Source organism: Bacillus sp. B1-b2 (assembly GCF_009183415.1).
In the GTDB taxonomy this organism is placed as follows: domain Bacteria; phylum Bacillota; class Bacilli; order Bacillales; family Cytobacillaceae; genus Niallia.
Map to the genome: position 1 here is coordinate 45,596 of NZ_WEHU01000002.1, position 26,992 is coordinate 72,587.

General features: G+C 33.4%; 27 protein-coding genes. 20 read left to right on the forward strand and 7 right to left on the reverse strand.

Features of this window, described 5'->3' with window-relative positions:
• The first annotated feature begins 145 nt into the window (after positions 1-145).
• From F9279_RS02250 to F9279_RS02285, 8 genes are all read left to right on the forward strand, one after another.
• Positions 146-562, forward strand: a complete 417-nt coding sequence (locus F9279_RS02250) for an acyl-CoA thioesterase (protein ID WP_152111019.1) — start codon at positions 146-148, stop codon at positions 560-562.
• Between the two features lie 121 nt (positions 563-683).
• Positions 684-887, forward strand: coding sequence for a zinc ribbon domain-containing protein (locus tag F9279_RS02255; protein ID WP_152111020.1), 204 nt, complete (start codon positions 684-686; stop codon positions 885-887).
• Positions 888-1,016: 129 nt separating this feature from the next.
• The gene (locus tag F9279_RS02260) at positions 1,017-1,433 is read left to right on the forward strand and encodes a DUF2809 domain-containing protein (RefSeq protein ID WP_226793127.1); all 417 of its coding nucleotides are present in this window, start codon (positions 1,017-1,019) and stop codon (positions 1,431-1,433) included.
• 5 nt (positions 1,434-1,438) lie between these two features.
• The gene (locus F9279_RS02265; RefSeq protein WP_152111383.1) at positions 1,439-1,918 is read left to right on the forward strand and encodes a GNAT family N-acetyltransferase; all 480 of its coding nucleotides are present in this window, start codon (positions 1,439-1,441) and stop codon (positions 1,916-1,918) included.
• 191 nt (positions 1,919-2,109) lie between these two features.
• Positions 2,110-3,246 carry a 3D domain-containing protein gene (locus F9279_RS02270; RefSeq protein ID WP_152111021.1) on the forward strand — a complete coding sequence of 379 codons (1,137 nt, stop codon included), beginning with the start codon at positions 2,110-2,112 and terminating at the stop codon, positions 3,244-3,246.
• 349 nt (positions 3,247-3,595) lie between these two features.
• Positions 3,596-4,180, forward strand: coding sequence for a class I SAM-dependent methyltransferase (locus F9279_RS02275; protein ID WP_152111022.1), 585 nt, complete (start codon positions 3,596-3,598; stop codon positions 4,178-4,180).
• A gap of 137 nt (positions 4,181-4,317) precedes the next feature.
• Complete coding sequence (locus tag F9279_RS02280; protein ID WP_152111023.1) at positions 4,318-6,417, forward strand: putative bifunctional diguanylate cyclase/phosphodiesterase; 2,100 nt, start codon at positions 4,318-4,320, stop codon at positions 6,415-6,417.
• Between the two features lie 310 nt (positions 6,418-6,727).
• Complete coding sequence (locus F9279_RS02285; protein ID WP_152111024.1) at positions 6,728-6,958, forward strand: excisionase family DNA-binding protein; 231 nt, start codon at positions 6,728-6,730, stop codon at positions 6,956-6,958.
• Positions 6,959-7,061: 103 nt separating this feature from the next.
• On the opposite strand, the gene F9279_RS02290 is transcribed toward F9279_RS02285, so the two are convergent.
• Entirely contained in the window at positions 7,062-7,373 is a 312-nt protein-coding gene (locus F9279_RS02290) for a winged helix-turn-helix transcriptional regulator (protein WP_152111025.1), read from the reverse strand.
• 142 nt (positions 7,374-7,515) lie between these two features.
• Between F9279_RS02290 and F9279_RS02295 the strand changes: the two genes are divergently transcribed.
• Both F9279_RS02295 and F9279_RS02300 read left to right on the forward strand, forming a co-directional pair.
• Positions 7,516-8,364 (forward strand): VOC family protein, encoded by an 849-nt coding sequence (locus F9279_RS02295; protein ID WP_152111026.1) that lies wholly within the window; start codon positions 7,516-7,518, stop codon positions 8,362-8,364.
• Between the two features lie 103 nt (positions 8,365-8,467).
• Positions 8,468-9,310, forward strand: coding sequence for an STAS domain-containing protein (locus tag F9279_RS02300; protein ID WP_152111027.1), 843 nt, complete (start codon positions 8,468-8,470; stop codon positions 9,308-9,310).
• A 43-nt stretch (positions 9,311-9,353) separates the two neighbouring features.
• Here F9279_RS02300 and F9279_RS02305 read toward each other — a convergent pair whose 3' ends face one another.
• Positions 9,354-10,070, reverse strand: coding sequence for an aspartate/glutamate racemase family protein (locus F9279_RS02305; RefSeq protein WP_152111028.1), 717 nt, complete (start codon positions 10,068-10,070; stop codon positions 9,354-9,356).
• Between the two features lie 126 nt (positions 10,071-10,196).
• Between F9279_RS02305 and F9279_RS02310 the strand changes: the two genes are divergently transcribed.
• The 7 genes from F9279_RS02310 (at position 10,197) to F9279_RS24890 (ending at position 16,871) form a co-directional block, all read left to right on the forward strand.
• Positions 10,197-11,600: a PLP-dependent aminotransferase family protein gene (locus F9279_RS02310; protein ID WP_152111029.1), complete on the forward strand. Its 1,404-nt coding sequence runs from the start codon at positions 10,197-10,199 to the stop codon at positions 11,598-11,600.
• Positions 11,601-11,732: 132 nt separating this feature from the next.
• A complete protein-coding gene (locus F9279_RS02315) occupies positions 11,733-12,770 on the forward strand; it encodes a SepM family pheromone-processing serine protease (RefSeq protein ID WP_152111030.1) in 1,038 nt (345 codons plus the stop codon).
• Positions 12,771-12,890: 120 nt separating this feature from the next.
• Positions 12,891-13,091, forward strand: coding sequence for a hypothetical protein (locus tag F9279_RS02320; protein ID WP_152111031.1), 201 nt, complete (start codon positions 12,891-12,893; stop codon positions 13,089-13,091).
• A gap of 421 nt (positions 13,092-13,512) precedes the next feature.
• On the forward strand, positions 13,513-16,239 hold the full coding sequence (locus F9279_RS02325) for a hypothetical protein (RefSeq protein WP_152111032.1): 2,727 nt from the start codon (positions 13,513-13,515) through the stop codon (positions 16,237-16,239).
• 111 nt (positions 16,240-16,350) lie between these two features.
• Positions 16,351-16,551 carry a hypothetical protein gene (locus F9279_RS02330; protein ID WP_152111033.1) on the forward strand — a complete coding sequence of 67 codons (201 nt, stop codon included), beginning with the start codon at positions 16,351-16,353 and terminating at the stop codon, positions 16,549-16,551.
• Positions 16,552-16,554: 3 nt separating this feature from the next.
• Positions 16,555-16,710, forward strand: coding sequence for a hypothetical protein (locus F9279_RS24885; RefSeq protein WP_193224407.1), 156 nt, complete (start codon positions 16,555-16,557; stop codon positions 16,708-16,710).
• On the forward strand, positions 16,707-16,871 hold the full coding sequence (locus F9279_RS24890; RefSeq protein ID WP_193224408.1) for a hypothetical protein: 165 nt from the start codon (positions 16,707-16,709) through the stop codon (positions 16,869-16,871). Before F9279_RS24885 ends, F9279_RS24890 begins: the two co-directional genes overlap by 4 nt.
• A gap of 3 nt (positions 16,872-16,874) precedes the next feature.
• On the opposite strand, the gene F9279_RS02335 is transcribed toward F9279_RS24890, so the two are convergent.
• The 5 genes from F9279_RS02335 to F9279_RS02355 form a co-directional block, all read right to left on the reverse strand.
• Positions 16,875-18,521: a glutamine--tRNA ligase/YqeY domain fusion protein gene (locus F9279_RS02335; protein ID WP_152111034.1), complete on the reverse strand. Its 1,647-nt coding sequence runs from the start codon at positions 18,519-18,521 to the stop codon at positions 16,875-16,877.
• Between the two features lie 375 nt (positions 18,522-18,896).
• Positions 18,897-19,226 carry an AzlD domain-containing protein gene (locus tag F9279_RS02340; protein WP_152111035.1) on the reverse strand — a complete coding sequence of 110 codons (330 nt, stop codon included), beginning with the start codon at positions 19,224-19,226 and terminating at the stop codon, positions 18,897-18,899.
• Positions 19,223-19,987, reverse strand: coding sequence for an AzlC family ABC transporter permease (locus F9279_RS02345; RefSeq protein ID WP_152111036.1), 765 nt, complete (start codon positions 19,985-19,987; stop codon positions 19,223-19,225). The genes F9279_RS02340 and F9279_RS02345 overlap by 4 nt, the downstream gene beginning before the upstream one ends.
• Positions 19,988-20,002: 15 nt before the next feature.
• A complete protein-coding gene (locus F9279_RS02350; protein ID WP_152111037.1) occupies positions 20,003-20,245 on the reverse strand; it encodes a hypothetical protein in 243 nt (80 codons plus the stop codon).
• Between the two features lie 99 nt (positions 20,246-20,344).
• The gene (locus F9279_RS02355; RefSeq protein ID WP_152111038.1) at positions 20,345-21,562 is read right to left on the reverse strand and encodes an MFS transporter; all 1,218 of its coding nucleotides are present in this window, start codon (positions 21,560-21,562) and stop codon (positions 20,345-20,347) included.
• A 263-nt stretch (positions 21,563-21,825) separates the two neighbouring features.
• On the opposite strand from F9279_RS02355, the gene F9279_RS02360 reads away from it, so the two are divergent.
• From F9279_RS02360 to F9279_RS02370, 3 genes are all read left to right on the forward strand, one after another.
• Positions 21,826-23,178, forward strand: a complete 1,353-nt coding sequence (locus F9279_RS02360; protein WP_152111039.1) for an aspartate kinase — start codon at positions 21,826-21,828, stop codon at positions 23,176-23,178.
• 224 nt (positions 23,179-23,402) lie between these two features.
• Positions 23,403-25,130, forward strand: a complete 1,728-nt coding sequence (locus F9279_RS02365; protein WP_152111040.1) for an ABC transporter ATP-binding protein — start codon at positions 23,403-23,405, stop codon at positions 25,128-25,130.
• A complete protein-coding gene (locus F9279_RS02370) occupies positions 25,123-26,961 on the forward strand; it encodes an ABC transporter ATP-binding protein (RefSeq protein ID WP_152111041.1) in 1,839 nt (612 codons plus the stop codon). The genes F9279_RS02365 and F9279_RS02370 overlap by 8 nt, the downstream gene beginning before the upstream one ends.
• Positions 26,962-26,992 lie beyond the last annotated feature (31 nt).

Consider the following 26,992-nt stretch of genomic DNA (forward strand, 5'->3'; position numbering starts at 1 on the left):
AGAAAAGGTTCTGCTAGTTTAATCATACTAGCAGAACCTTTTTTCTTATCCTAGAGGGGTAATAAATAGAGCTAATAACCATTTTATCAACCTTACTGATTTCTTTGAATAACATATATGAGTTATTAATAAGGAGGATTATTCAATGAAACAAAGAAGAATGTTAATGGAAGAGGAATTAAAGATTAATGGCTATGATATAGATGTCATGGGGATAGTGAGCAATATTGTCTATGTTAGATGGTTTGAGGATTTACGTATGGCATTTTTAGACAAGTTTTACCCGTTTGATGAAATGTTCTCCTTAAAGATATCTCCCATTTTAATACAAACAGAATGTCAATATCAGAAATATTTAACGATTTTTGATAAACCAGTTGGACGATGCTGGGTTACTTATTTAGGGGACAAGAAATGGGAAATGGAGTTTGAAATTGTTACTGCAGATTATACACACTGTATAGGAAAGCAATCTGGTTTATTTTACGATCTAAACATAAAGAAAACGACAGACGTTCCAAAACGGCTTATCGAACAATATACGAAGGAAGAAGAGATGTAAGGGAGCAGCTTTTCTAGAATTATGTCATTTCAAAAAATTCGTGCATATGTGAAACAAAAGGAATCCTATATCCGTATACATGTATACAGAAACATTTCATTATAAAAGGAGATGCTCAATAGTGGAAAGTAAAGGCTGTATAAAATGCGGTGGAACGAATGTAGGAACGAAAGATGTAGCAATGACAGGAACAGGACTTTCGAAGCTTTTTGATATGCAACACAATACATTCACAGTTGTTTTCTGTAAGAAATGTGGATATTCAGAGTTCTATAATAAAGAAACTTCGGCTGGTTCAAATATATTAGATTTATTCTTTGGTTGATCAATACAGGAATAATGCTAAAGGTTTAAATGCATTATTCCTTTTATTCTTACTAAGAAAAAAAGGATACTAAAACCTCTAAAATCTAGGGAGTTAATTCTGTTTTTCGGAAAAAAAGTAGGTGTCAAGTTGACTATACATAGAACGAAGAAAAGGTTCATCTATTTAATCGCTATATTCATCATTATGTTCCTAGGCTTAGCCTCTAGAAGATATGCTTCTAATCTTCCTCTTTTCATATCTGATAACGCAGGTGATGCCTTATGGGCAATGATGATTTATTTTGGCTTTCGATTTCTCTTCCCTAAAAGAAGCCCTAATTTTGCACTAATAGGTAGTATTCTATTTAGTTTTGGAATAGAGTTTAGTCAAACTTATCAAGCAGAATGGATTCAAACATTGCGGTCGACAACGTTAGGCGCACTTGTATTAGGGAAAGGTTTTCTATTAGTTGATCTTATTCGATATACAACAGGGATATTTATCGGGTGTCTATTAGATTTATTCTATCAGAAAAAAAGTTTAATCAATAATAAAGGGATGTGAGCATAATAGATATCAAAGCTTTAAGTAATAAAGATGAATTTCCATTGTGCTTATTGTTAACAGCAGATCCTTCAGAAACGCTAGTGATGGAGTATATAAAAAGAGGAATATGCAATGTTGCGAAAGAACAAGATCAAATCGTAGGTGTTTATGTACTTCTACCAACACGTCCAGAAACAATAGAGTTAGTTAATATTGCAGTAGAAGAAAGAAAGCAAGGCATGGGGATAGGAAAAAAATTAGTCTTACATGCCATAGAAACAGCAAAAGATTTAGGTTATAAAACCATAGAGGTTGGAACTGGAAACAGTAGCATCAATCAATTAGCTCTATATCAAAAATGTGGTTTTCGTATAACATATGTTGATAAGGATTTTTTCCTTCGACATTATCAAGAACCAATCTTTGAAAATGGAATTCCATGTGTAGATATGATTAGGTTAATGATGGATATAAAATCCATAACTGAAAAAGATAAAAATTAGTAATTAATAGATTTATTACAAAGATTACACGTGTGGATAAATAGGAGTATCCTTACTCTCTCATGAAAAAAATCTATTTTTGCTTGCTAGCTTGTAAACTATTTTTAAATTAAATGTCTTACTATTTTAATAGAATCGTAATTTATAAGCCCCTTTCTTGTGTTATAACAGATAGAGAAAGGGGTTTTAAGATGAGTTCCTTAAAAAAAATCATGGCCATTTCATTAAGTGGTGTCCTATTTATGACATCATCTATCATGGTTCACGCAGAGACGAGTCAAGAAACACTTAATAAAGCAAAAAGTCAATTAGATCAGAGTGAGAATCTAATTAACGAAAAAGAAGAAGAAAAGCAATCTATTTCGAAAGAACTTGAAGCTGTTCAAACTGAATTGAATACAGTTGAAACAGAGATGAATCGAAATAAAGAAAAAATTGCTGATCTTCAAGCGAAAATAACAGAAACAAAACAACAAATTGAACAGAAAAAAGAAGAAATTGTTGTTTTAGAAGATAAGGTATTGGCTCGTAAAGATGTAATGAAAGAGCGTCTTGTATCCTTGCAAAAAACAGATTCAACAAATATGGTGATAGAAGTACTACTAAACGCGAAGGATTTTGGAGACTTTATTAGTAGAGCTACAGCTATTACTATGTTGTTTGATGGTGATAAAGATATATTAGAACAACAACAGGCAGATTTAGATCAAATAGAAAAAGAGAAAAAAGCAATTGATCAGAAAGAAACAGAATTAACTGGTCAGTATGATCAACTTGCGGCAACACAAAATGATTTGCAAGAAAATCTTGCAAAAAGACAAAGTAAAGTAAATGAAGTACAGCAAAAATTTGCTGCTATTTCAGAGGAAGTAGAACTTGCTGAGAGCCAAAAGAATGCAGTATTAAGTCAAATTAGTAATGCAGAGGCAGCAATAAAAGAAGAACAAGCACAAGCAGTTGCAGCTAAAGAAGCGACTACACCTAATGTAGTAAATGTTTCTACAGACTCTTCTTCTAGTAGTGAGAGTAATCAAGCATCTGGAGAATACATGTATGTAACAGCTACAGCATATAGCCATGAGGATACCAAGTCTGATTTCACAGCACTAGGTTATAATATAAAAGAAAACAATACGATGAAATTAATCGCAGTAGATCCTAGAGTTATTCCATTAGGCTCAAAAGTTTGGGTAGAAGGATATGGAGAAGCGATAGCTGGGGATACTGGTGGTGCGATTAAAGGCCATAAAATAGATGTATTAATGCCATCAAGTAGTCATGCATTAGCTTGGGGAAGAAAAACAGTAAGAGTGAAAGTATTAAATTAATCTTTATACATACTTCCACTAAAAAAGACTCTGAGATTTCAGAGTCTTTTTTGCGTTCATTTTAAAATATGGTACATTATGGGGAAAATATTTAATGGATTTACACTTAAAGCGGAGAATAAAAAAATATAAACGTACAAAAAAAAGGAGGATGCCACTAAGGACATCCTCTGCCATATCTATTTTTCAAGGGGGGACTTGAAAAAAGCTTTATGATGAATATGTCTTAATAATAACCAATAAATATAAATAAATGATGACAAAATTATCAATAATTCTTTAATATTTTATTAAGAAAGTACAAATTAAGACAGATTTACCGATAAAGTTAAAGTGGAGCTGATAGAAAATGCATTTTGATCATTTTTTTCAAATAGAGACAGAAAAAATACAATTAGGTTTTAATAAGTCGTATGAGTATCATCGCTATGAGCCAACACCTTATGAGTATCTGGAAAAACTGATACATGCTGTTCCACTTCAACCATCCGACTATGTTGTTGACTTTGGTTGTGGAAAAGGAAGATTGAATTTTTTTCTTCATCATTTCACTAAGGCTAGTGTTACAGGTATTGAGCTGAATGAGGATTTTTATCTTCAAGCATTACAAAACTTAGAACAGTACGCGAAACGACATGGAAAGTGTAGAGAGAAAATACATTTTTATCATGGGAAAGCAGAAGAGTATACCATTAAGCAACAAGACAATTATTTTTATTTTTTCAATCCCTTTTCTATTCATATATTTAGAAAAATACTAGATAATGTTTTACTCTCCTTAGATCAGAAGCAACGATTAATTACCATTGTTCTTTACTTCCCCTCTGAAGAATACCAATACTTAATGAATAACCATTCTTTATTTCAAAAAGTAGGAGAGCTGGAGTTTGGTAGTAAAGATCAGTTTCTCATCTATCAAAACAGATTTGTGTGATTATCAGAAAATTGTGGAAGAAAATGGACGACAAAAAGCGACAATTAATGATTGTGTAAACACAAAGAATCCTTTATATTCAATATATAGAACTAGGAAAAAAGTCCTTTTTTATAAAGAAGAAGTAATTAGGAACAATGGAGGAAGCCAAAAGAAAATACGTCAGCAAGAGGAGAATTCTTATTTTTACACTACCTAATCCAGATCAAGTCATTTATATCCAAGGAGAATATTCCGTTCCCATTGTCCTTTTGTCCATTGTAATAGCCTGTTTAGCTTCATTTACTTCTCTTTCATTAAATGAAAGAATTGTCTATAATAGTTTTTTTCATCGCTATGTTTGGCTTACATTAGCATCCATTACGATGGGATTCGGCATTTGGGCAATGCATTTTATTGGTATGAGTGCATTTATGCTGCCAGTAGAGATGAAATATGATTTATTCTTAACCTTTATATCCGTTTTACCTGCAATACTAGCTGCCTTTCTAGCATTCTCTATTTCTAGTAATACCGCAAGAAAAGGGAAGGACGTAGCAATGGCAGGTATTATTATGGGCATAGGAATTAGTTCTATGCACTATATTGGGATGAAAGCCATGGTGCTTGAAGCAGAATATGCATATCATATGGGCTATTTTATCGTTTCTATCCTCATTGCCATTGTTGTTTCCTTTGTTTCACTTTATATTTTTTCAAGACTTCAGCGATTTATGAATAATATATTAGTAAAAATACTAACAGCTCTATTAATGGGATTGGCCATCTCAAGTATGCATTACACTGGAATGCATGCAATAAAGTATTATGTAAGATCAACAGATGCACTATCTCTTCATCATAATCATCATATGGATATGTCCTTTATCATCTTTAGCGTAACGATTGGAATTGTCATTCTTTTATTACTGTCCTCTTTATCTAGTTTGCTAGATCGTTATGTGGATTATCGATTAAATTACTATGATGCATTAACAAAATTGCCAAACCGTAGACAGTTTGAAAAGTATTTAGATACTTCCACTTCTTTTTATGGAGTAGCTGCTATTCACATACATGATATGAATAGATGGAATAATATGTATGGGTATTATTTTGGAGATCAACTTATATGCTATATTGAGGACCTATGTACTAAGCTAAAACCAAGTACAATAGAAATGTTTCGGATAGAAGGAAATCGTTTCGTCTTTTTAAGTAGAACAAAGGAAGAAATGGAGAATTTATTGAGAGAGTTTCAAATTCTATCAACCGTTTTATCTAACCCAATTACCATTGATGATAAAATGGTGAAAATTCATACAGTTGTTGCTTACTCTACTAGTGAAGAGAAAGAAGAAGCGAAGCAACTCTATGAGAATACTTTAGCAGTTCTTGCTCATTATTCTATTCGTTATGAAAATGAGCTAGTCAAATATGATCCTGAAAAACATCGACAATCATATGCAAATCAGCTTGTAAATGATGTAGAAGAAGCCATTAATGAAAATAACTTCTATTTAGTGTATCAGCCTAAAATAAATGCAGAAACACGAGAAATAAGTGGATTTGAGGCATTACTAAGATGGAAGCATCCTATTTATGGGGAGTTATCTCCAGCTAATTTCATACCAATCTTAGAAGAAGCAGAAAAGATGTTTGATGTTACTGATTGGATTATTGATAGAGTGGCAAAACAAATCTCTGCGTGGCAAATGCGTGATAGACATATCCCTATTGCCATTAATATTCCTGGTCCGTATGTCACTTCTCCTAAGTTAATGCGTACTTTAAGATTGTGCATTAATAAATACAATATTCCTACAGAGCTAATAGAATTAGAAATGACAGAAACAAGTGCTGTTGATAATATTGAGGCAGCTATCCAATCTGTAGAAGCATTTAGAAAATATGGATTATCAGTATCTTTAGATGATTTTGGAACAGGTCTATCATCTCTTTCCTATTTAAAAAGGATTCCTGTTAACACGCTAAAGATTGATAAATCCTTTATTGATGGAGTTCCAAATTCCCAAAAAGATAGCGAAATAATAAGAGCAATTATTGCATTAGGAGTTTCCCTACACCTTAAAATAGTTATTGAAGGGGTAGAAAAGAAAGAACAGGTAGAATTCCTATCTTCCATTAATCAATGCTTAGTTATCCAAGGTTATTATTTTGCAAAGCCAATGAAAATAGAGGATGCAGAATTTTGGATAAATGATTACGAAAGTCAATTTTTAATAGAGGAAAGTTAAAAAAGGATCGTCCCTTCTTTTGAAATAAGAAAAGGATGATCCTTTTCTTGTTTTGGATTATAAAGTGTACAGTGTATGGTATAGGTAAAGATGAGGGCTATTACATTTTATTGCTTCTTTGTTTTTGGAAAAAAGATTGATAAAATATAAAAAGAGAGGCTAAAAATAAGCTATTTGAAAGATAACTCATTTATATAATTCTCCTTAAATTAGGAATGTTAGATAAATTATAGGCATGTATTTTTAAGCTGAAATAAATTCATGATGTAATTGACGTGAATCCAAAATTTTTTTAAAAGGAGAAGGTAAAATGTACTTAACTGTGCAGGAAGTAGCAGATTTGCTTTCTATCTCAGAGAAAAAGGTAGAGAAATTAATCTATCAAAATCAGATTAGAGCACTCTATGATGGGAACGGATATTTAATTAATAAAGAGCAATTTCAAACACATTTTAAACAAATGGAGAAATATAAGAAATATGTAGAAGAAGTATGGAATGAACCAATACCTGAGGATAAAGATATTAAGGACGAAGACTAGATCTTCCTTTAGAGAGAAGAGAAAATAGGGAGTTTTGATTTCCAGAGGGGAAATCAAAACTCCCTATTTTTAATACTTATATAAAAATTTCTTCACTATAATTCTATAAGGTTAACCATTTTTTAGACCAGACTTCCAATTCTTTCATTAAAGGTTCTAATGAATGGCCCTTTTCGGTTAAAGAATACTCTATTCGAACAGGTATTTCTGGATATACCTCTCTCTTTACAATACCTTGCTGTTCTAAATCCTTTAGTCTTTCAGAAAGAAGTCTCCCACTTATCCCAATAGAAGATTCAATGGAACAAAAACGCTGAGGACCATTTAATAATTGATAAATGATCAATCCAGTCCATCGCTGGCTAAGTATTCCCATGGCTCTTTCAAACCTTGGACAAATAGTGGATTGGTTCATGTGCATCACTCCTCTTACTAATAGTATACAATAATTATTATTTAAAGTAAAAATATTATGTTTTATAATTTAGTTACTTTACTTAATAAACTATATAAAATATAATTACTTACATAAAGTAAGTGATAGGAGGAAGAATGTGATGAGGTTTCATGAATATCCAAATGAGTATGTAGAAAGTGTGACATTAAAAGTCAGTAATTTAGAAAGGTCAATTATGTTTTATGAAAATATTATCGGCTTTACATTAGCTGGTAAAGAAAATAATCATGCTTCTTTAAGCGCTGGTTCCAATAATGTGTTTCTACATCTTGAGGAGCTAACAGAAGTGGAAAGAAAGGTTAGAAGAACAACAGGGCTCTATCATTTTGCTATATTGGTTCCTTCTAGAAAATATCTTGGAATGGTATTAAATCATTTATTAGCAAGTGGTTATCCATTACAAGGTGCTTCTGACCATCATGTTAGTGAAGCAATCTATTTGGCAGATCCAGATGGAAATGGAATTGAAATATACCGAGATAGAGATTCAGATGAATGGGAATGGGAAGGCGATTTTGTAAAAATGGAAACTTTCCAGATGGATGCAGATGGAGTACTTGCTGAAGGAAATGGATTAGAATGGAGTGGTTTACCAAATGGAACGATTCTTGGACATATTCATTTACACGTTGCTGATTTAAATGAAACGGTTGATTTTTATGTAAAAGGCTTAGGCTTTCAGATTGTACAAAAATACGGATCTCAAGCATATTTCCTTTCAACAGGCTCCTATCATCACCATATTGGATTAAATGTGTGGAATGGAATTGGTGCTCCACCGTCAGAAGAGAAGCATATTGGGTTAAAGTACTATACGATTAAGCTACCAAATAGTGAGGCAGTAGAACGTATAAAAGCAAGGCTTTCCACAATGAATATAGACTTTCAAGAGCAAGAAGATGTAATTATTACCAAAGATCCTTCAGGGAATATAATACATTTAAAATAAAAAGTAATGGATATTAATTGCTAATTTCCCTCATTGTCATTTAAACTTTTAATTATATTCCTAAAGTATTGATAGAGGAAAGAGAGATTATGAGGTGGGAAAAATGCAAAAAAATACTGAAATATATCAATACTTCATTGATCATGCTGATGAATTAACAGAAGATTGGTATGTAAGTTTGGATAAGAGTGATCCAAAGGGTGTATATGCATCAAAAGATCCTACGGTCATAGCTAATGTTAAAAAGCAAAATAATGAATTCCATTATCATTTGGCCAGAATTTTTATAACAAGTGAAGAGGCATTTTTTCAAGATTTCCAACCCTGGATAGTAAGAATTGCTACAGATCAAAAGCATTTAGATACACCTATACATTTTATTATTCGTGAATTTATCCGTACAAGAGAGCAATATATTTTATTAATGGGAGAGTTTGTGAATAGTAAGAATGAAATAGACCAAGATGTAATAGATAAATGGAACAAAGCGATTGTAAAACTTTTTGATGAAATAATATTGAGAGTATCAGAGGAAGTTCATCAACACTCCTATAATCAGCTTACAGCTCAGCAGGAGTTGATTAATGAATTGAGCTCACCTGTTATTACATTAAGTAAAACAAGAGCACTATTACCTTTAGTAGGGGATATTGATACAGCACGTGCAGCTGCTATTATGGATAATACTTTAAGTCAGTGTGCAGAAAAGAAGGTCTCTCATTTATTTATTGATCTTTCTGGAGTTGTTATTATAGATACGATGGTTGCACATCAAATTTTTCAGCTTATTCATGGTTTAAAGCTTATTGGAGTAAAAACTACACTCTCTGGGATAAGACCTGAGATAGCAACGACGGCTATTCAATTAGGATTATCATTTGAGGATATTTCTATTGTTGCTACTCTTTCAAAAGCAATTAGTCAAGATGTAGAATTTAGTCATTAATTATTATATATAGAGAAGAACGAGCAGAAATATCTGCTCGTTCTTACTTTATACCTACTGCCATTTTTTCTTCTTCTAACGCAAAAGCTACGGCTGACTTTGCATGTATAGCAGTAGTATCGAATAAAGGAATGGTACTATCCTCTTTCTTTATTAATAAAGGAATTTCCGTACATCCTAAAATCATTCCCTCGGCACCTTCTTCTATTAGTTTATTCATAATGTCTAAATAAGCTTTTTTAGATTCTGGTAAAAGGATTCCTTTACATAACTCATCAAAAATAATGTTGTGTACGATATCTCGGTCTTCCTTGTTCGGAACAATTGCTTCTATTCCCATTGCTAGTAGACGCTCTTTATAAAAAGGATGCTCCATAGTAAATCTAGTTCCAAGGAGGCCAACTTTTTTCAGGTTTCTTGCTTTAATTTCTTTCCCCGTTTCATCAGCAATATGAATTAAAGGAATGGAAACAGAAGCTTGTACTTCATCCGCCATTTTATGCATAGTATTCGTACATATTAGCAAGAGATCAGCACCACCTTTTTCTAAGGTTTGAGCAGCATCAATCATTCTTTGAGTTGCGGTTTCCCAATCTCCACTTTTTTGTAAGCATACAATTTCCTCAAAATCAAAAGAATACATTAGTATCTTAGCTGAGTGTAATCCTCCTAGTTGTTCCCTAACTAGTACATTAAGATGACGATAATATTCAACAGAAGATTCCCAGCTCAATCCTCCAATTAATCCTATAGTTTTCATGTGCATTCTCCAATCCTTTTTGCATTTTTTTCATCATAGCATGGTATACTGGTATATACTAGGTCCAGAAAATGGTTGTTTTTATAGTACCAGTTAGAGTCGGATGTTTAGTTAGGAGGAAAAACAGTGATTTTTATAAAAGTAGATCGCACGCTTGCTGCTTCTCTTACTCAACAAATTTATGAACAGATTCGTAAAAGTATTTTGGCAAAAGAATGGAAAGAAGGGGAGAGGATTTTTTCTTCTAGAGAACTGGCTAGCCAATTAGGGGTTTCAAGAAATATTGTTCTAGAAGCCTATGAACGCCTCATTTCAGAAGGATATTTAGAGGTAAGACCCCAATCTGGTACTTTTATTGCTGAAGGAACTTCTATTCTTTATAACGAGAAAAAAGAATTAATGGAGCAATTAACTAGTAAAGATCGGGTTAAAAGGCATTATATTGATTTTAAAGGTGGAAATCCTGCTATTGAGTATTTTCCAAGAAAGAAGTGGGCGCAGTTAACTAAAGATGTTTGCTTACATGCCTCTGATTCTATTTTTGGTTATGCAGAACCGTATGGTATGGAGGAATTAAGAGAAGTATTAGTAAGATACTTGCAAAGAGTTAGAGGAGTTTCATGCCAAACAGAACAAATCATTATTACCTCAGGAGCCACTCAAGCATTAAAATTAATTACTGATGTTCTAATTACTGAGGGAGAAACAGTTGCAATCGAGGATCCTGTCACAGATGAAATGCGCAATATATTCACGTCTGCTCATGCATCGCTTGTTCCAGTCGCAGTTGATGAGTTTGGAATCAATCCAGCTTATTTACCGAAAGAACGACCTGGATGTATTTTTGTTATACCTTCTCATCAATATCCATTAGGTGGGATATTGTCTATCCAAAGAAGGCTACAATTGATTGATTATGTACAAAGAATGGATAGCTATATAGTAGAAGATGATTATGATAGTGAATTTACCTATGAAGGAGCTCCTGTTCCTGCTATTCAAGGGATTGCACCAAATCATGTTATATATGTAGGTACATTTAGTAAAATTCTTTCGCCAGCATTAAGAATAGGCTATCTTATTTTGCCACAACATTTAGTGGAAAGATTTAAGAAGGCAAAGTGGTACACGGATAGGCATACCTCTTCAATAGAGCAATTAGTATTAGCACAATTTATTGAAGAAGGCCATCTAGATAAACATGTAAGAAAAATGAGGAAAATTTATAAAGATAAAAGAGAATTACTTGTTCATGCTGTTCAAAAATATTTTAAAAAAGCCAGAATTATAGGAAAGTCTGCTGGCATGCATTTAGTGGTAGAATTACCAGATGTCCATATAAATAGGGAATTGGCTAAGGTGATAGAAACAAAAGGAGTCAAAATTTATCCTATTGACGAATATAGTTTACATAAAGGTGTACATGCAAATCGGTTTGTCATGGGTTACGGAGGATTAACACCTGAAGAGATAACAAAAGGGGTAGCGTTATTAAAAGAAATCTTAATAAAGGAGAAAATCCTTAGATAAGGTTTATTTAAGAACATAGTATATTCTCATGTAAATTCTATTGGAAATTCATATCTTTTTAATAGAAGCAAGGTAAATGTATAATAGAAACGAAAAAGAAATTAGCTAAATGATCCTAAGGAGTATGTGAATATGAATACGTTAAGAAGCATTTTTAAGAAAAGATGGTTAACCATACTTTTTGGGGTATTAATTATCCTATTGTTTATCCCAACACCATATTATCTAAATCAACCAGGATCTATCGAGGAACTGGCCCCTAAGGTTACTGTGCAGGATGGAGAAAAATCAGAAAAAGGTAGTCTTAATTTAACAACCGTTTATTCTATTAAGGCAAGTAATCCATATATTTGGTTATATGGTTTGGTAGCACCTAATACGGAAATTAGGAGAGAAGAAGACGTAAAAGGGAATTTATCAGATGAAGAGTATAATTCCCTGTTGTTACATATGATGGATAGTTCTAAACAAAATGCTATTATTGCCAGTTTAACAGAAGCGAATAAGAAAGTGGAGTATCACTATAATGGCATCTTTGTAGCACAAGTATTAGAGAATTCTAAGGCTAAATCCATTATTCACGTTGGAGATGTTATAAAGAAAGTAGATGGACAGACATTTAATGAAAGTGAAGAACTCATTAATTATCTAAAAGATAAGCCAGTCGGAGATCACGTTACCATTGAATTTATGCATGGTAAGGAAAAAAAGGAAGCTTCTATTGAAGTGATTGAGTTAAATAAAAAAACAGGGCAAGTAGGGATAGGAATTTCACCTGAAAATAATATGACCATAGAGCCTTCTATTGAGGTAGACATTAACAGTGAAAATATTGGTGGACCATCAGCTGGTTTAATGTTTTCATTAGAAATTTATAACCAAATAGAAAAAGGAGATTTAACGAAGGGGTATAAAGTGGCTGGTACTGGAACAATGGATGCAAGCGGAAATGTCGGCCAAATTGGTGGTATTGAACATAAAATAGTAGCAGCACATAAAGAGGATGTAGATATATTCTTCTATCCAAAAGATATCAATAGCTACGATACAAATGAAAAAGAAATTAAAGCAAAAGTGAAAGAAGAAGGATATGAAGATATTACGATTGTACCTGTAAGTTCTTTGCAAGAAGCAATTGATTATTTAGAAAAGCTTCCAGAGAAGAAATAAGCAGTGAAATTCTCCTTGCTATGCCTAGAATCTAGCGTTTAAAAAGTAGGAAAAAGGGAAAAGTAGAGGTATAGATTAGCGTATAGGGTTAAATGGCGTTTTTTAAGGGGAGGTTTCATTATGTCAGATTTTTTCGAGGGTCTTTTTAATATACTTTATGCCTTTTTTGGTTTCCCACTTTTATTACTTGTTCTTATCATCGTTGCTATAATTGTTTCACAAAGACGAAGAAAAAAGAAGATGAAAGAAAAAGACTGGATGGGTCATTCTCCGGTTGAGAAGATTAAAAAAGACGACAGAGGAAATAATAATCAGAAGTAATGGATCAAAAAAATCATTTCGTAATAGAAATGGTTTTTTTGTTATGAAAAACGTAAGATAAAGCTTGGAAAATAGAGAGAAGGATAGGAAAAAAGAATGGGTTAGGGAGGAATTTACTAATAAGATAGGGAATTTAGACACTAGAGGCAGCCCTGCATTTTCAGTAATCTAAAGATAACGGCTAGCTAGGTTGAAATAAACATACTCTGTTAGTATTTAGGATGAATTTCATATTCCCAATAAATTCTTTCTGTTAAGGATTTGTAACCATTTTGATGCTTAATAGAAATCAATGAAATGAGTAGGTTTGCTAAAATGAAGGATAGCAAAAAATCATAAAATGGAAAGTAAAGCATAAATATCATACTTAGTCATGTAGCTCTAAAGGGACATTTCGATACTTAAATAACAGGGGGAAGTTATGACTTTAGAAAAGAAATTAATAGAAAAAACTTATTATGAAAGCTATACAAAGGATAGAGATGAACTGCCTTTTGAGGTTCTAGGACAATTATATATGCAAGAGCAAAGAAAAAATGTGCCAGATATGACTTCTATCCGTTTTGCACAGGGTGAATTGTATTTTCAATATCATGATTACGAGGCTGCTATTTTCAAATGGGAGAATATAAGCGGAGAATTAGAGCCATGGGCAAAAAAGAATCTAGCAGATGCCTATCTTGAATTAGAAGAGTATTCAACAGCGGAAAGTTTTTATAAATCTATTGCAACAGACTCCGATTTATTAACTACAGAAATATCATTACAATTATTTTCATTGTACCTTCAAAAAGGGAATCATGAAATGGCATTAGATATGATAAAAAGTCTAGTTATCTCTAATCCAGACTATGCAAATATTACAACTATTGCTAAAAAGTATTATGAGGAACAACAAGAATGGGATGAAGCGATTCAACTTGCAGTTCATGAAGGGTTAAGAACAGATTCACTTAAGTGGTATGATGCCCTTATTCCATACAGTAAATTAGAATTAATAAAGAATTATCCACCTTCTTATTTTAAGGAAACGTTACAAAATGTTCAAGAGCTAGATCGTCCAACATTTACTAGATTAGTAGTTGCTATGTGGCCAAATTATCAAGAAACTACTCATAATCTAGCATGGGTCCAATTATTTAACGAAATTTTTGTTCCAAGTGAAGAAGAAGAAAATAGTCTTGCAGAGGTTATTGAAAAATCCTACCACTATTTAATTAGCGGTAAATACCCGATTAATGAAGTGAAAGAATTCATCCCCTCTTTATTAGCAAACTATTTCTTATCTGCTGTGGATGAGAAAAAGCATACTGCAGCATCAGCTGTGTTAGCATGGAATGAGATGTTCAAAGAATCTATTGATCGCTCAGTCGTAGAGCAAGCGGAGACAAATATTAATCTAGCGTCTAATAGCGATGTAGGAACAGAGGAATTTATGTCTTTATTCCAATCTATTGTTACTTGGGCAAACAAGCATGATATTCATATTGATCATAAATTTTCTCGTAAAGTAATGGAGTATATTCCATCTCAAAACAATCATATACTCATGTTAGGTTCTACTGGTAGTGGAGTAAATACGTATATTAATGAACTTATTGGCGAAACCATACTTGCTGAAGAAACAAAAGCTGTTGTAACGATTCAGGATCAAGACTACCTTGAAATGAAAGAATTAACAGACTCAGGATTCGTTACAATGGATAACTTAACTAACTTTTATGATGAATTATTAAATATTCATGATTACACGGAAAATCCAAGAGTCTTTAATCTCTATGCTCCTTCTTCCTACTTAAGAGAGAATAAATGGACAGTTTCAACAGCACCTTTTGTTAGTGAGGATTCTTACTGTGATTATGCATTACTAGCAGACAGCTTGTTATTTGTTATTAATGAAAAAGCTGTTTTTTCCTACACCGAATATGAGCAGCTTAATCAGTGGAAAGAGAAATCTCCTCATCTAACGATACAATTTTTAATCTATGTGGATGATGTGGATCATGATAGAGTAGCTACCAAACGCTTGCAAAAAGCCATTAGCACCATACAACACTATTTTTCAGATAGTAAAATTTTTATTTATTCTAAACAAGAGAATCCACATTCACAATTGGATGAAATTAGTCTATATTATACACAGCATTTTCAAGAGAGAGATGTGAAAGAAGAGCGATTATCCAAAAGCACTACAATCATCCAAGATCTTATTACGAGTTTATTAGATAAGAGAGTGGAAATGGAAAGTAGCTTACAAACTTCTTTACAAGTATATGAAGAGATGGTTAGTAAGCTGTCCGGAGCGAAAAATCAGCTAATTGATATGGAAGCAATGCAATCTGATTTAGTAATCAAACAGTTTCATGATTTGAAGAGAAATATAAAAGAAGAAATAATAAAGGAAGTTCCAGAGCTTCTTAGAAACTGTAAAGAACTAGTCAAAGAAGATAGTGATTTTAGTAAAATTCATCTAATATTAAATGAAGAGATGAATAAGCGTATTAATAGTTATCTACAAGAAACAATGGTTCCAAGAGTTCATCAACATACAGAAGATTGGATTCAGCATTCACAGACAGAATTAGAAAAGAGCCAGATTTTTCTAAATGAATTGAAAGAGAGCTTTAACGATATCTATCAAGAACAAACACTTACATTAACATGCGATTTCTCCATTATTGATGATTGGCATAGAGATGCACGTCGTTTGACTGGTGGAATGCAAGTAGATCAGTTAAATATATTTATGCGTTTCAATCCCTCACAAATGTTCTTGAAAAGTGCAGGGAAACTGCTAGGTGTTATGCAGCAAAATAAAAAAATGCTACAAAGTAAATATCAGAAATATATGGAAACAGAAGATTTCCAAGAAGTAGCGAATGAAGTCGCAGAAAAGGTTCTTCAACAATTTGATTTTTATGAAAAAGGGCTAGCAAGGGATATTCAGTTATTCTATGTTCAACCGATACAAACACTTCAAACGACAGTAGAAGTAAAAACAACAGAAATCGAGGAATATAGAGATTTACTAAGTCGTTTGAAAAAGAATCCAGCAATGTTCCACGATCCGTTAAGATTATTTGAACTGCGATTATTACAATATGATTGGCTAGCAAATACAGTTAAGGTTACAACTACTACATGGTAATAAAATGAGGAAAGAGAGAGTTGGGAGATTTATTCTGACTTTCTTTTTTTGTTTGGGGATGAAAGCTCGAAATATATATGAGAAGAGAGAAAAAGATCGTTCATTTGGGAAATGAAAGCCCGAAATGCTGAAAAAAAGAGAAAAAGGTCGTCCATTCAAGAAATGAAAGCCCGAAATGCTGGAAAAAAGAAAAAAAGGTCGTTCATTCAAGAAATGAAAGCCCGAAATGCTGAAAAAAAGAAAAAAAGGTCATTCATCCAGGGAATGAAAGCCCGAAATGCTGAAAAAAAGAAAAAAAGGTCATTCATTTAAGAAATGAAAGCCCGAAATGCTGGAAAAAAGAAAAAAAGGTCGTTCATTCAAGAAATGAAAGCCCGAAATGCTGGAAAAAAGAAAAAAAGGTCATTCATCCAGGGAATGAAAGCCCGAAATGTTAAAAAAAAGAAAAAAGGTCGTTCATTCAAGAAATGAAAGCTCGAAATGCTAAAAAAAAGAAAAAAAGGTCGTTCATGGTAGAAAAACAAAAGAACGAATTCCCATATAAAAAACAAACAACAAATATGGATCAGTATGAGGGAAAACAGAAGAGCAAAACAAAAAGCCGTGTAACCAATTACACAGCTTTTGTCTAAAATTTAAAGTTTAAAAGAACTCTTCAATGAAACAATGCGGTTAAATACAGGCATTTCAGCTGTTGTGTATTTAGTATCTACATTGAAATAACCATGACGGAAGAATTGGAATTTGTCTTGTGCTTGTACATCCTTCATGTTTGGTTCAATGAATCCTTGAATGATTTCTAGGGATTTAGGATTAACGTAATCTAAGAATGTTTTGCCATCTTCCATTTCATCATCATCATTAATTAATGGTTCAAAAAGGCGGAACTCTGCAGGAATAGCTTGTGTTGCTTCTACCCAATGTAAGGTACCTTTTACTTTTCTACCAGTAAATCCAGAACCACTTTTTGTTTCTTTATCATACGTACAATGTAACTCAATAACATTGCCTTCTTCATCTTTAATGACTTCTTCACATTTAATAAAGTAAGCATGCTTTAAGCGAACTTCATTTCCAGGGAACAAACGGAAGTATTTCTTTGGAGGGTTCTCCATGAAATCTTCTTGTTCAATATAAATTTCGCGGGAAAAAGGTATTTGTCTAATTCCCATTTCAGGATTTTCTGGATTAATTTCTGCATCTAGCATTTCCACTTCCCCTTCAGGATAGTTCGTGATCACGACCTTAAGTGGATTTAATACTCCCATTGTACGTGGAGCTTTTAATTTTAAATCTTCACGTACAAAATGATCAAGCATAGCAGCATCAACTGCACCAGATCCTTTTGAAATACCTAATTCCATACTGAAGTTGCGTATTGCTTCAGGTGTTACACCTTTTCTTCTTAAACCAGAAATGGTAGGCATACGAGGATCATCCCAACCATCCACATAATTTTCATCAACCAATAGCTTTAACTTTCGCTTACTCATAACGGTATTTGTAATGTTTAAACGGCCAAACTCAATTTGTTGAGGCGTACTTTCCATTTCACACTCACGAATAACCCAATCATAAAGTGGACGTTGGTCCTCAAACTCTGTTGTACAAAGGGAATGAGTTACTCCTTCGATGGCATCCTCTAATGGATGAGCAAATGCATACATTGGATAGATACACCATTTATCTCCTGTATTGTGATGTGTTGCATGTGCTATACGATAGATAACAGGATCTCTTAAATTAATATTAGGAGAAGCCATATCAATTTTGGCACGAAGTACTTTTTCTCCATTACCATATTCACCATTACGCATTGCTTCAAATAATTGTAAACTCTCTTCAATAGAGCGAGTACGATATGGACTTTCTTTTCCTGGTTCTGTTAATGTTCCACGGTGTTCACGAATTTCATCTGCAGATAAATCATCTACATAAGCAAGTCCTTTTTTAATTAATAGAACTGCTCTGTTATACATCTCTTCGAAGTAGTCAGAAGCAAATAAAAGATTTTCCCATTCGTATCCAAGCCATTCAACATCTTTTTTAATAGAGTTTACATACTCCACATCTTCTTTTAGTGGATTTGTGTCATCAAAACGAAGATTTGTTTGACCTCCGAACTCATCAGCCAAGCCAAAATTTATAAATATGGATTTAGCATGTCCGATATGTAGGTATCCATTTGGCTCAGGAGGAAAACGAGTGATTACTTTGTCATGCTTCCCTGTTTCTAAATCTTCTTTCATTATATTTTTTATAAAATTAGAGTTGATCTCCAAGATTGTAGCCACCTTTCAATATGTATATTTACTAGTAACACCATCGGGAATAGTTATTATTTTCAACGAGGTACTAAGCATATTAACTAGCCTCATGAAACAACAACGACAATCGGATGTATATAAATATAATTATACCAATAATATAACCAATATTTTATTATAAACTTCATAGAAAAGGAATGAAAGTAGGAGAAATTTGTTGAGACTTTATAGAGAAAGAAAATAGATAGGAGGAGAATTAGGTTTTTGGACTAGAAATCTCTGGTGTAATGAGGGAAAAGACAAGGAATTTTCTATTTGATTTGTGTGATGGAAGAGACAGCCGAGATCAACATATCTTTTTGCAGACCAAGGCTTGCTCAGTATTTAGTGTTATATGTATAGTACTAATCGAACGACTGCCATACAAGCTACACCAACAAGTACAGTAATTAACAAGCTTTTCGATAGTATTGCTACAATAAAAGTAGGAATCGTTGCAAGAAGCACACTCCATTTAATGGAAAAGCCAGCTCCTTCTGTATTTAGTAAGCTTTCAACAATTAGTCCAGTAAAGATACAAACTGGTAAGTAGGATAGCCATTTCTCCACTGGTTTTGAGATAGTAAAATTACGAGCTATTAAAAACGGAACTACTCGTGGGATAAGTGTTACAAGCATACAACCTACTAATAAGGCAAAAAATATACTATTACTAATCATTTATCTGTCACCACCCCTATAGTAGCTACTATAACAGTTGAGAGAATGACACTTAAGCTACTGGATAAAAAAGTAGAAAAAATAGACATAAAGAGAATCATTAAAACAATAAGAAATAGGTAGTGTCTTAATTTACTAGGCTCAATGGTTTGTAATTGAAGAATTAACAGCGCAATAAACATGGCAGTTAAGGCATAGTCTAAACCGAAAGTAGCGGGATCGGGAAACCAGCCTCCTATAATGCCTCCTAGTGTACAAGAGAGTATCCATACGATATAAGCAGTCAGGTTTAATCCATTCATCCAAGCATCAGTTATAGGTGCTTTTCGGGCAATTTTAGTAATGGCAACACCGAAAGATTCATCTGTAACAAGTGACCCGATTCCGATGTTTTTCCAAATAGAATATTTTGTGAATGTAGGAGCTAGTGCTGAGCTTAGTAGTAAATGTCTTAAATTTACAATGAAAGTGGTCATAATAATGGCACTTATAGGGCTAGCTGATGCTATCATTGCACAAATGATGAATTGAGAAGCACCGGCATAAACAAAGGTGGATAATAGAAAAATGTGAACCACGGAAAGACCTGAAGAAATACCAACAACGCCCATCGCAATTCCAATACTAATATAACCAAGAAGAGTAGGAACACAATCTTTTATTCCATCTTTAAATGAGTAAATATTTACTGCTTGTTGTACTTTACTATTAGATACGTCCAATTTTAAATTCACCTTTATCGAAATATTTTCATTATTCATTATAAAATTAGGTGATTATTTAGGCAACGACTTTTCAAAAAAGAAATTTTGAGAAAAATAAAAACCATTCTCATCATTGTTAGAAGAAGAATGGTTTCTTTTATATTTCTTATCCTTATGGGTTAATAGTTCTTGTTTTGTCTTCGTTGTTTTTGTAACAGGAACAATACCACCCCATGTACCTCTTTTAATTGTTTGATCAAATCCTGTTTCTCTTAATTGCTTTTCGCGTTTTTTACGTGCAGCCGATTTAGCCATAATGACTTTCCCTCCTAAAATGTAACTAATATTATTTTACTTCATTAGAAGGAAAAGGTAAAAGTAAATGAAAGGAAATTAAATGTTTACCTAATTAGGTTAAGAAGCATGTTGCTTAGCTAATTTAGGATGTCTATACATCATAGTGAACAAGAATATACCACTAGCTAGTAATAAGAAGCTAGTTGAGAAAAATACCATAGAAAATCCAAATTTACCTGCTATCAAACCTCCAAGAGCAGGGCCAATGATATTTCCTAAGAATCGAAGACTTGTTTCATATCCCATTACCTCACCTTGCATGGCAATGGGAACCTCTTGTCGAATATAGGCTATACGAACAGGAATCATTCCACCGATAGATACGCCTAATATAAATCTTATAATTAAGAGCTGCCAATACTCATCAACAAATCCTCCTGGGAAATATATAATCCCAGCAATAAACAATAGCAGTACTAACACTTTTAGATGTCCAGAACGGTCGCCGATTTCTCCCCATTTTCTCGCCATTAGTAAATTACCTAATCCAGCAGCTGAGAAAGCAAGTCCAGAAAAGAACGCAATGTTTTGGGGCCCATGTAATTCACTTACAAATAGAGAGAGAATAGGCTGAATACTGAAGTGGGCAATTTGAATAAAGGCAGAAATCAGTAGTACAGAGATAAAGATTGGGTTTCGAAGAATATAAGATAGTACTTCTTTGCTTGTATAGCTTGATTTGGTCCCTTTTTGTACAGGCAATACAAACTCTTTAGTAGCAAATACTAAAGCCGCGGAAATAAATATTGCAATGGAAGTAAATCGAAATGTATCTGCATAACCAAAGCTATCTGCAAGTACACCTCCAAGAAGTGGACCTATTAGCGAACCTGTAATACTACCAGTTTGTAGTGTTCCTAATACTCTACCAGCAATTTTTTTAGGTGTTTGTGTAGAGATGAAAGCTTGAGACATAGGAATAAATCCAGTGAAAAAACCGGTGAAAAAGCGAAGAATAAAAACGGCCCATACGGATTGGACAAAGCTCATAAGAAATATAGAGATACCTAGTCCTATCGCTAAGGTAATAAGAATTTTTTTCCTTCCGAATTTATCGCCTATTTTCCCCCATATTGGTGAAAATAAAAAAGCTGCGACAAAGGTGATGGAGAAACATATACCTGACCAGTGCTGAACATATTCTTTAGAATAATTCCCAAATGAGTCGATGTAGAGTGATAAAAACGGCAATACCATTGTCATACAACCACTTATAAAAAAGTTGGCAAACCACATAATAAATAAATTTCTCTTTGTAAAGAGCTGACGTTCCATAAAAACACTTCTTTCTAGTAAACCATTTCGTTTAACTAAATATTAGTTTAACGTAAAATTTATGTAAATAAAAGAGGTTGGGAGCCAGTTTTCTTAAAAGTTAATTATACAGAAGCCATAATTTCTCTGCAGTCTTTATGAAAAGAACATATGTAAATGATACGCGGAAATCTCTTGCTTCTTTTAAAGGGAACAAGGATAATGAAAAAAGACAATTTAGTTTGAATATAAAGATAATTTAAACGGGTATGGGAGTTGTAACAATGAAAGTAGTAAAGTTTGGGGGAAGTTCATTAGCATCAGGAAGTCAATTAGAAAAAGTCTTGCAAATTGTAAAGGCAGAAAAGGAACGAAAAGTGGTTGTCGTCTCAGCACCTGGTAAAAGATTTGAGGAAGACAAAAAAGTAACAGATCTACTTATACAATGTGCAGAGCATGTTTTACATGGAGAGGATTATCAGGAAATTCTAGAAATAATTGTAGATAGGTATGCAAGTATTGCGAAGGAATTAAACATTTCTAATGAGATTATTGATCAAATTAAGTTCGATTTATTAGAGCTTATAGAAAATCAATCTAAGAATAAAGAGGCATTTCTAGAAGTGATGAAAGCAAGTGGAGAGGATAATAACGCTAAATTAGTTGCCCATTTCTTTCAATCAAGAGGGCTAGACGCTGTCTATATTAGCCCTAAAGAAGCAGGTCTAATCGTTAGTGATGAACCTGGTAATGCTCAAGTACTACCAGAATCCTATGATCGTTTGTATGAACTTAGAAATAGAAAAGAAGTCATCGTTTTCCCTGGTTTCTTTGGTTATAATGCGAATGAAGAGGTTGTTACTTTTTCAAGAAGTGGTTCTGATATAACTGGAGCTATTCTTGCTAATGGAGTGAAGGCGGAAATTTATGAGAATTTTACGGATGTAGATGCTGTATTTGCTGTTAACCCTACTATTGTGCAAAATCCAAAGGAAATTAAAGAGCTTACATATCGTGAAATGAGGGAATTATCGTATGCAGGTTTTTCTGTATTTCATGCGGAAGCATTAATTCCCGCATATAGAGCAGGAATACCAGTTCAGGTGAAAAATACAAATAACCCGAATGCTAGAGGAACGAAGATTGTAGCTTCAAGAAATAATGTAAATGGTCCAGTAATTGGTATTGCAAATGATAAAGGTTTTTGCTCTATTTATATAAGTAAATATTTAATGAATAGAGAAGTTGGCTTTGCAAGAAAAATTCTATCTATCTTAGAAGAGTATGGCATTTCTTATGAGCACATGCCATCAGGAATTGATGATGTAACCATTATTTTGAGAGAGAATCAATTACAGGGAAAAGATGAAAAGGAAATTCTTTCTAAGATTGCAGAAGAGTTACAAGTAGAAGAGATTAAAATACAGCATCACTTAGCTCTTATTATGTTAGTTGGAGAAGGAATGAGACATAATGTGGGAACAACAGCTCGAGCAACAAGAGCTTTGGCAGATGCAGGAGTCAATATCGAAATGATCAACCAAGGATCATCAGAGGTTAGCATGATGTTTGGAGTAAAAGAACCCGTTGCAAAAACAGCAGTTAGTGCATTGTATAAAGAGTTTTTTATAGACTAAGTTAACCCGGCATAAATAGGATAGTTTACCCCGCATGACTTCATGCGGGGTTTTTCCAAGCAATGAAATGGAGAAAGAGGTTTTCTATTGAATGAAAAAGAGGTATGATAAAAAATATTGTTTAGTATCCCTAAGTAATTGAAAGGTGATAGAAGGATAATACGTTTCCTTCAAACATATATTATTCCTACTTAAATAAAAGCAGACACAGATGGAGGGGAATTATGTCCAAAATATTCGGTAGACTTCTAGAATATAAATGGAGTGTGTCGATAGCGCTCATCCTTATGTTAACAGAGCTTGCAGTCGAATTATTTCAACCATTAATTATGGCTAAGATCATTGATGATGGGTTAGCAAGCCAAGATATGAATACCATTCTTTTTTGGGGTGGACTTTTAATTGTTTTTTCATTAGTGGCATTTGCTGCAGGAATTATCAATACATTCTATTCTGCACATGTTTGTCAGAATTTTGGCTATAGTCTTCGGAATGAGTTATATCAAATTATTCAATACTTCACCTTTGCAAGTAGCCAAACTTTTTCTAGTTCATCTTTAATAACAAGATTAACAAATGATATTACTCAATTACAAAATACCATCTTTATGGGATTACGGTTTTTATTACGAGCACCTCTTTTGGTTGTTGGAGGAATTGTTCTTTCATTCTTCGTAAATATAAAGCTGGCACTTATCTTAGCCATTACGATTCCTTTAATTGTTGTCTTGTTTATTTATGTTGTTCGTAGCGGTAGACGCTTATTTACCTCAGTCCAACAAAAACTAGACTCTGTCAATAATGTAATGCTGGAAAACCTAACAGCTGTAAGGCTTATTCGAGCATATATTAGAAAAACTTTTGAGAAAAATCGTTTCTTTCAAGCAAGTGATGATCTTAGAGAATTAACACAAAGAGCATTAAGAATAATGGAAACTACTGTCCCTCTTCTATTATTGGCTATGAATCTTTGTATTATCGCCATTTTATGGTTTGGAAGAGGGCAGATTAATACAGGTGAAGCTACGGTTGGTGAGGTAGTAGCAATCATTAATTATACACTTCGTATAACATCGGCCATCTCTGTTGTCAGTATGTTAGTAATGATTATTTCCCGTTCTAAGGCTTCAGCAGATCGACTTCAACAAATAATCGATAAAGAAGAAAAGGATGCTGATCAACCTGATGGGATTAAGCTATCGAAAATTAAAGGAAAAATTAATTTTAATGATGTATCTTTTCAGTATCCAGAGAATAAAGAAAGAACGCTAAATAATATAGATATTACCATTTATCCAAAGGAAATGATTGCTATATTAGGTTCGACAGGATCAGGAAAGTCTACACTTTTTCAATTAATACCTCGACTATATGAACCGAAAGAGGGCAATATTTTAATTGATGATCAAGAGGTAGCAACCTATTCTTTAAATACATTAAGGCATCAGATAGGCTATGTACCGCAAGAAGCTTTGTTATTTACAGGAACCATTAAAGAAAATATCATGTGGGGAAACCCAAAAGCAACACTAGAGGATGTTATAGATGCTGCCAAGGATGCACAGATTCACGAGACCATCATTCAATTACCTGAACAGTATAATACTAGAATTGGACAAAAAGGAGTCAATCTATCAGGTGGGCAAAAACAACGACTATCCATCGCAAGGGCACTTGTTAGAAAACCAAGTATTCTTCTTTTAGATGATAGTACAAGTGCATTAGATGTAAAAACAGAGAAAAAGCTATTAGCTGCTATTTCAAAGTATCAGTGTACCATTTTGCTTATTACACAAAAGGTCGCCACTGCTAAGAAAGCAGATCGAATCCTATTGATGGATGCAGGTGAGATATTAGATTATGCGAATCATAATCAATTAATGGAAAAAAGTAAACTCTATCAGCAAATCGTGAATTCTCAAGCTGGGGAAGGAGTTTTGAAGCATGTATAAAGAACTTACTGATGCCTTTCATTATCCAAAGCCCAATATAGATATAAAGTCTTCCTCGAAAAAAAATAGAAAAAAACCACAGAATATGAGTAAAACCTTATATCGTCTTTGGAAGTACTTAGCACACCAAAAAGGGTTGCTCTTTCTTGTCATTTTAATGGTTGCTGTAAGCTGTGGATTAGGATTATTGGGACCATATATACTAGGTGATGCAATTGACCGTTATATTGTAAATGGTCATTTAGGTGGTTTCGGATGGCTACTTCTGGGACTTGGGATTATTTACTTTTTTAATTCAGTTGCTTTGTTTCTGCAAAACTACTGGATGATAGGAATTTCCCAATCAACTGTCTTTCGATTACGAACAGATTTGTTTGGGCAATTTCATACTTTACCTATTAGCTATTTTGATAAGAAGCAGCATGGGGAACTCATGAGTAGAGTGACGAATGATATTGAAAATGTTAGTTCCACTTTAAATAGCTCTGTGATTCAAATTTTCTCTAGTATATTGACACTTATAGGAACAGTAGTTGTTATGCTGTGGCTTAGTCCTATGCTGACTCTTTTAACATTAATAGTAATTCCTTTTATGTATTTTGGAATGAGATGGATTACAAATCGAACGGGTATATTATTTAAAGAGCAACAAAGGAATCTAGGAGAATTGAATGGTCTTATTGAAGAATCCATTTCAGGGCAAAAAATCGTAAAAACATTCTCTTTAGAAGAAAAAATGATAGAGGAATTAAAAGAGAAAAGTGACCAATTAAAAAATGCTGCATACTGGGCACAGGTTTATTCAGGGTTTATTCCAAAGCTAATGAATATGCTCAATAATGCCAGCTATGCCTTAATTGTTGGAGTTGGTGGATTATTAGCATTAAAATATGGCACAGTATCAATTGGTGTTATTGTTATTTTTGTTGAGTACTCCAGACAATTCACAAGACCACTCAATGATTTATCTAATCAATTTAATACATTACTTTCTGCCATTGCTGGTGCAGAACGTGTTTTCGAGGTGCTAGATGAAATACCAGAAGATGCGGATGAAGCTACTGCGAAAGAGATCGACCAGATAAAAGGGAATGTAACTTTTCAACAAGTGTCGTTTTCCTATGATACAGATAAAGAGATTTTAAAGGATATTACCTTTAAAGCTAATTATGGAGATACTATCGCTTTAGTTGGTCCTACTGGAGCAGGGAAAACAACCATAATCCAGTTAGTAACAAGGTTTTATAATCCAACTGGTGGGCGAATTCTCATTGATGGTCAGGATATTAAAAACATAAAAAGAGAGAGTCTTAGATCTCATATGGGATTTGTACTTCAGGATACGTATTTATTTGAGGGCACTATTAGAGATAATATTCGATATGGGAAGTTAAATGCCTCTGACAAAGAAGTAGAGAATGCTGCAAAAATGGCCAATGCCCATGGATTTATTTCAAAATTGCCTGATGGTTATAACACGATTCTACGTTCAAATGGAAGCGGTATTAGTCAAGGGCAGAAACAGCTATTGTCCATTGCTAGAGCCATCTTAGCAGACCCTGCTATCCTCATTTTAGATGAAGCAACGAGCAGTATTGATACAATAACAGAATTGAAAATTCAAGAGGCCTTAAAACGATTAATGAAAGGGAAAACAAGTTTTGTTGTGGCACACCGATTAAATACAATTAAGCACGCTGATACTATACTTGTTTTAAATCACGGAACTATTATAGAAAGTGGGAGTCATGAGAAGTTAGTAAATCAAAAAGGATTTTATTACGAATTACAGCAAAATCAACATCAATCTTCACAAGATAATGACCTCTAATACAGAGATGGTAGAATTAGCACATTGACTG

Bases quoted from the DNA above. Each gene is read 5' to 3' on its own strand.
- F9279_RS02300 (WP_152111027.1), top strand. From the start codon at position 8,468: ATGCAAAAAAATACTGAAATATATCAATACTTCATTGATCATGCTGAT.
- F9279_RS02365 (WP_152111040.1), top strand. From the start codon at position 23,403: ATGTCCAAAATATTCGGTAGACTTCTAGAATATAAATGGAGTGTGTCG.
- F9279_RS02280 (WP_152111023.1), top strand. From the start codon at position 4,318: ATGGAGGAAGCCAAAAGAAAATACGTCAGCAAGAGGAGAATTCTTATT.
- F9279_RS02290 (WP_152111025.1), bottom strand. From the start codon at position 7,373: ATGAACCAATCCACTATTTGTCCAAGGTTTGAAAGAGCCATGGGAATA.
- F9279_RS02285 (WP_152111024.1), top strand. From the start codon at position 6,728: ATGTACTTAACTGTGCAGGAAGTAGCAGATTTGCTTTCTATCTCAGAG.
- F9279_RS02340 (WP_152111035.1), bottom strand. From the start codon at position 19,226: ATGATTAGTAATAGTATATTTTTTGCCTTATTAGTAGGTTGTATGCTT.
- F9279_RS02275 (WP_152111022.1), top strand. From the start codon at position 3,596: ATGCATTTTGATCATTTTTTTCAAATAGAGACAGAAAAAATACAATTA.
- F9279_RS02350 (WP_152111037.1), bottom strand. From the start codon at position 20,245: ATGGCTAAATCGGCTGCACGTAAAAAACGCGAAAAGCAATTAAGAGAA.
- F9279_RS02330 (WP_152111033.1), top strand. From the start codon at position 16,351: ATGAAAGCCCGAAATGCTGAAAAAAAGAGAAAAAGGTCGTCCATTCAA.
- F9279_RS02355 (WP_152111038.1), bottom strand. From the start codon at position 21,562: ATGGAACGTCAGCTCTTTACAAAGAGAAATTTATTTATTATGTGGTTT.
- F9279_RS02295 (WP_152111026.1), top strand. From the start codon at position 7,516: ATGAGGTTTCATGAATATCCAAATGAGTATGTAGAAAGTGTGACATTA.
- F9279_RS02305 (WP_152111028.1), bottom strand. From the start codon at position 10,070: ATGAAAACTATAGGATTAATTGGAGGATTGAGCTGGGAATCTTCTGTT.
- F9279_RS02345 (WP_152111036.1), bottom strand. From the start codon at position 19,987: ATGAATAATGAAAATATTTCGATAAAGGTGAATTTAAAATTGGACGTA.
- F9279_RS02270 (WP_152111021.1), top strand. From the start codon at position 2,110: ATGAGTTCCTTAAAAAAAATCATGGCCATTTCATTAAGTGGTGTCCTA.
- F9279_RS02360 (WP_152111039.1), top strand. From the start codon at position 21,826: ATGAAAGTAGTAAAGTTTGGGGGAAGTTCATTAGCATCAGGAAGTCAA.
- F9279_RS02250 (WP_152111019.1), top strand. From the start codon at position 146: ATGAAACAAAGAAGAATGTTAATGGAAGAGGAATTAAAGATTAATGGC.
- F9279_RS24890 (WP_193224408.1), top strand. From the start codon at position 16,707: ATGAAAGCTCGAAATGCTAAAAAAAAGAAAAAAAGGTCGTTCATGGTA.
- F9279_RS02370 (WP_152111041.1), top strand. From the start codon at position 25,123: ATGTATAAAGAACTTACTGATGCCTTTCATTATCCAAAGCCCAATATA.
- F9279_RS24885 (WP_193224407.1), top strand. From the start codon at position 16,555: ATGAAAGCCCGAAATGCTGGAAAAAAGAAAAAAAGGTCGTTCATTCAA.
- F9279_RS02320 (WP_152111031.1), top strand. From the start codon at position 12,891: ATGTCAGATTTTTTCGAGGGTCTTTTTAATATACTTTATGCCTTTTTT.
- F9279_RS02325 (WP_152111032.1), top strand. From the start codon at position 13,513: ATGACTTTAGAAAAGAAATTAATAGAAAAAACTTATTATGAAAGCTAT.
- F9279_RS02315 (WP_152111030.1), top strand. From the start codon at position 11,733: ATGAATACGTTAAGAAGCATTTTTAAGAAAAGATGGTTAACCATACTT.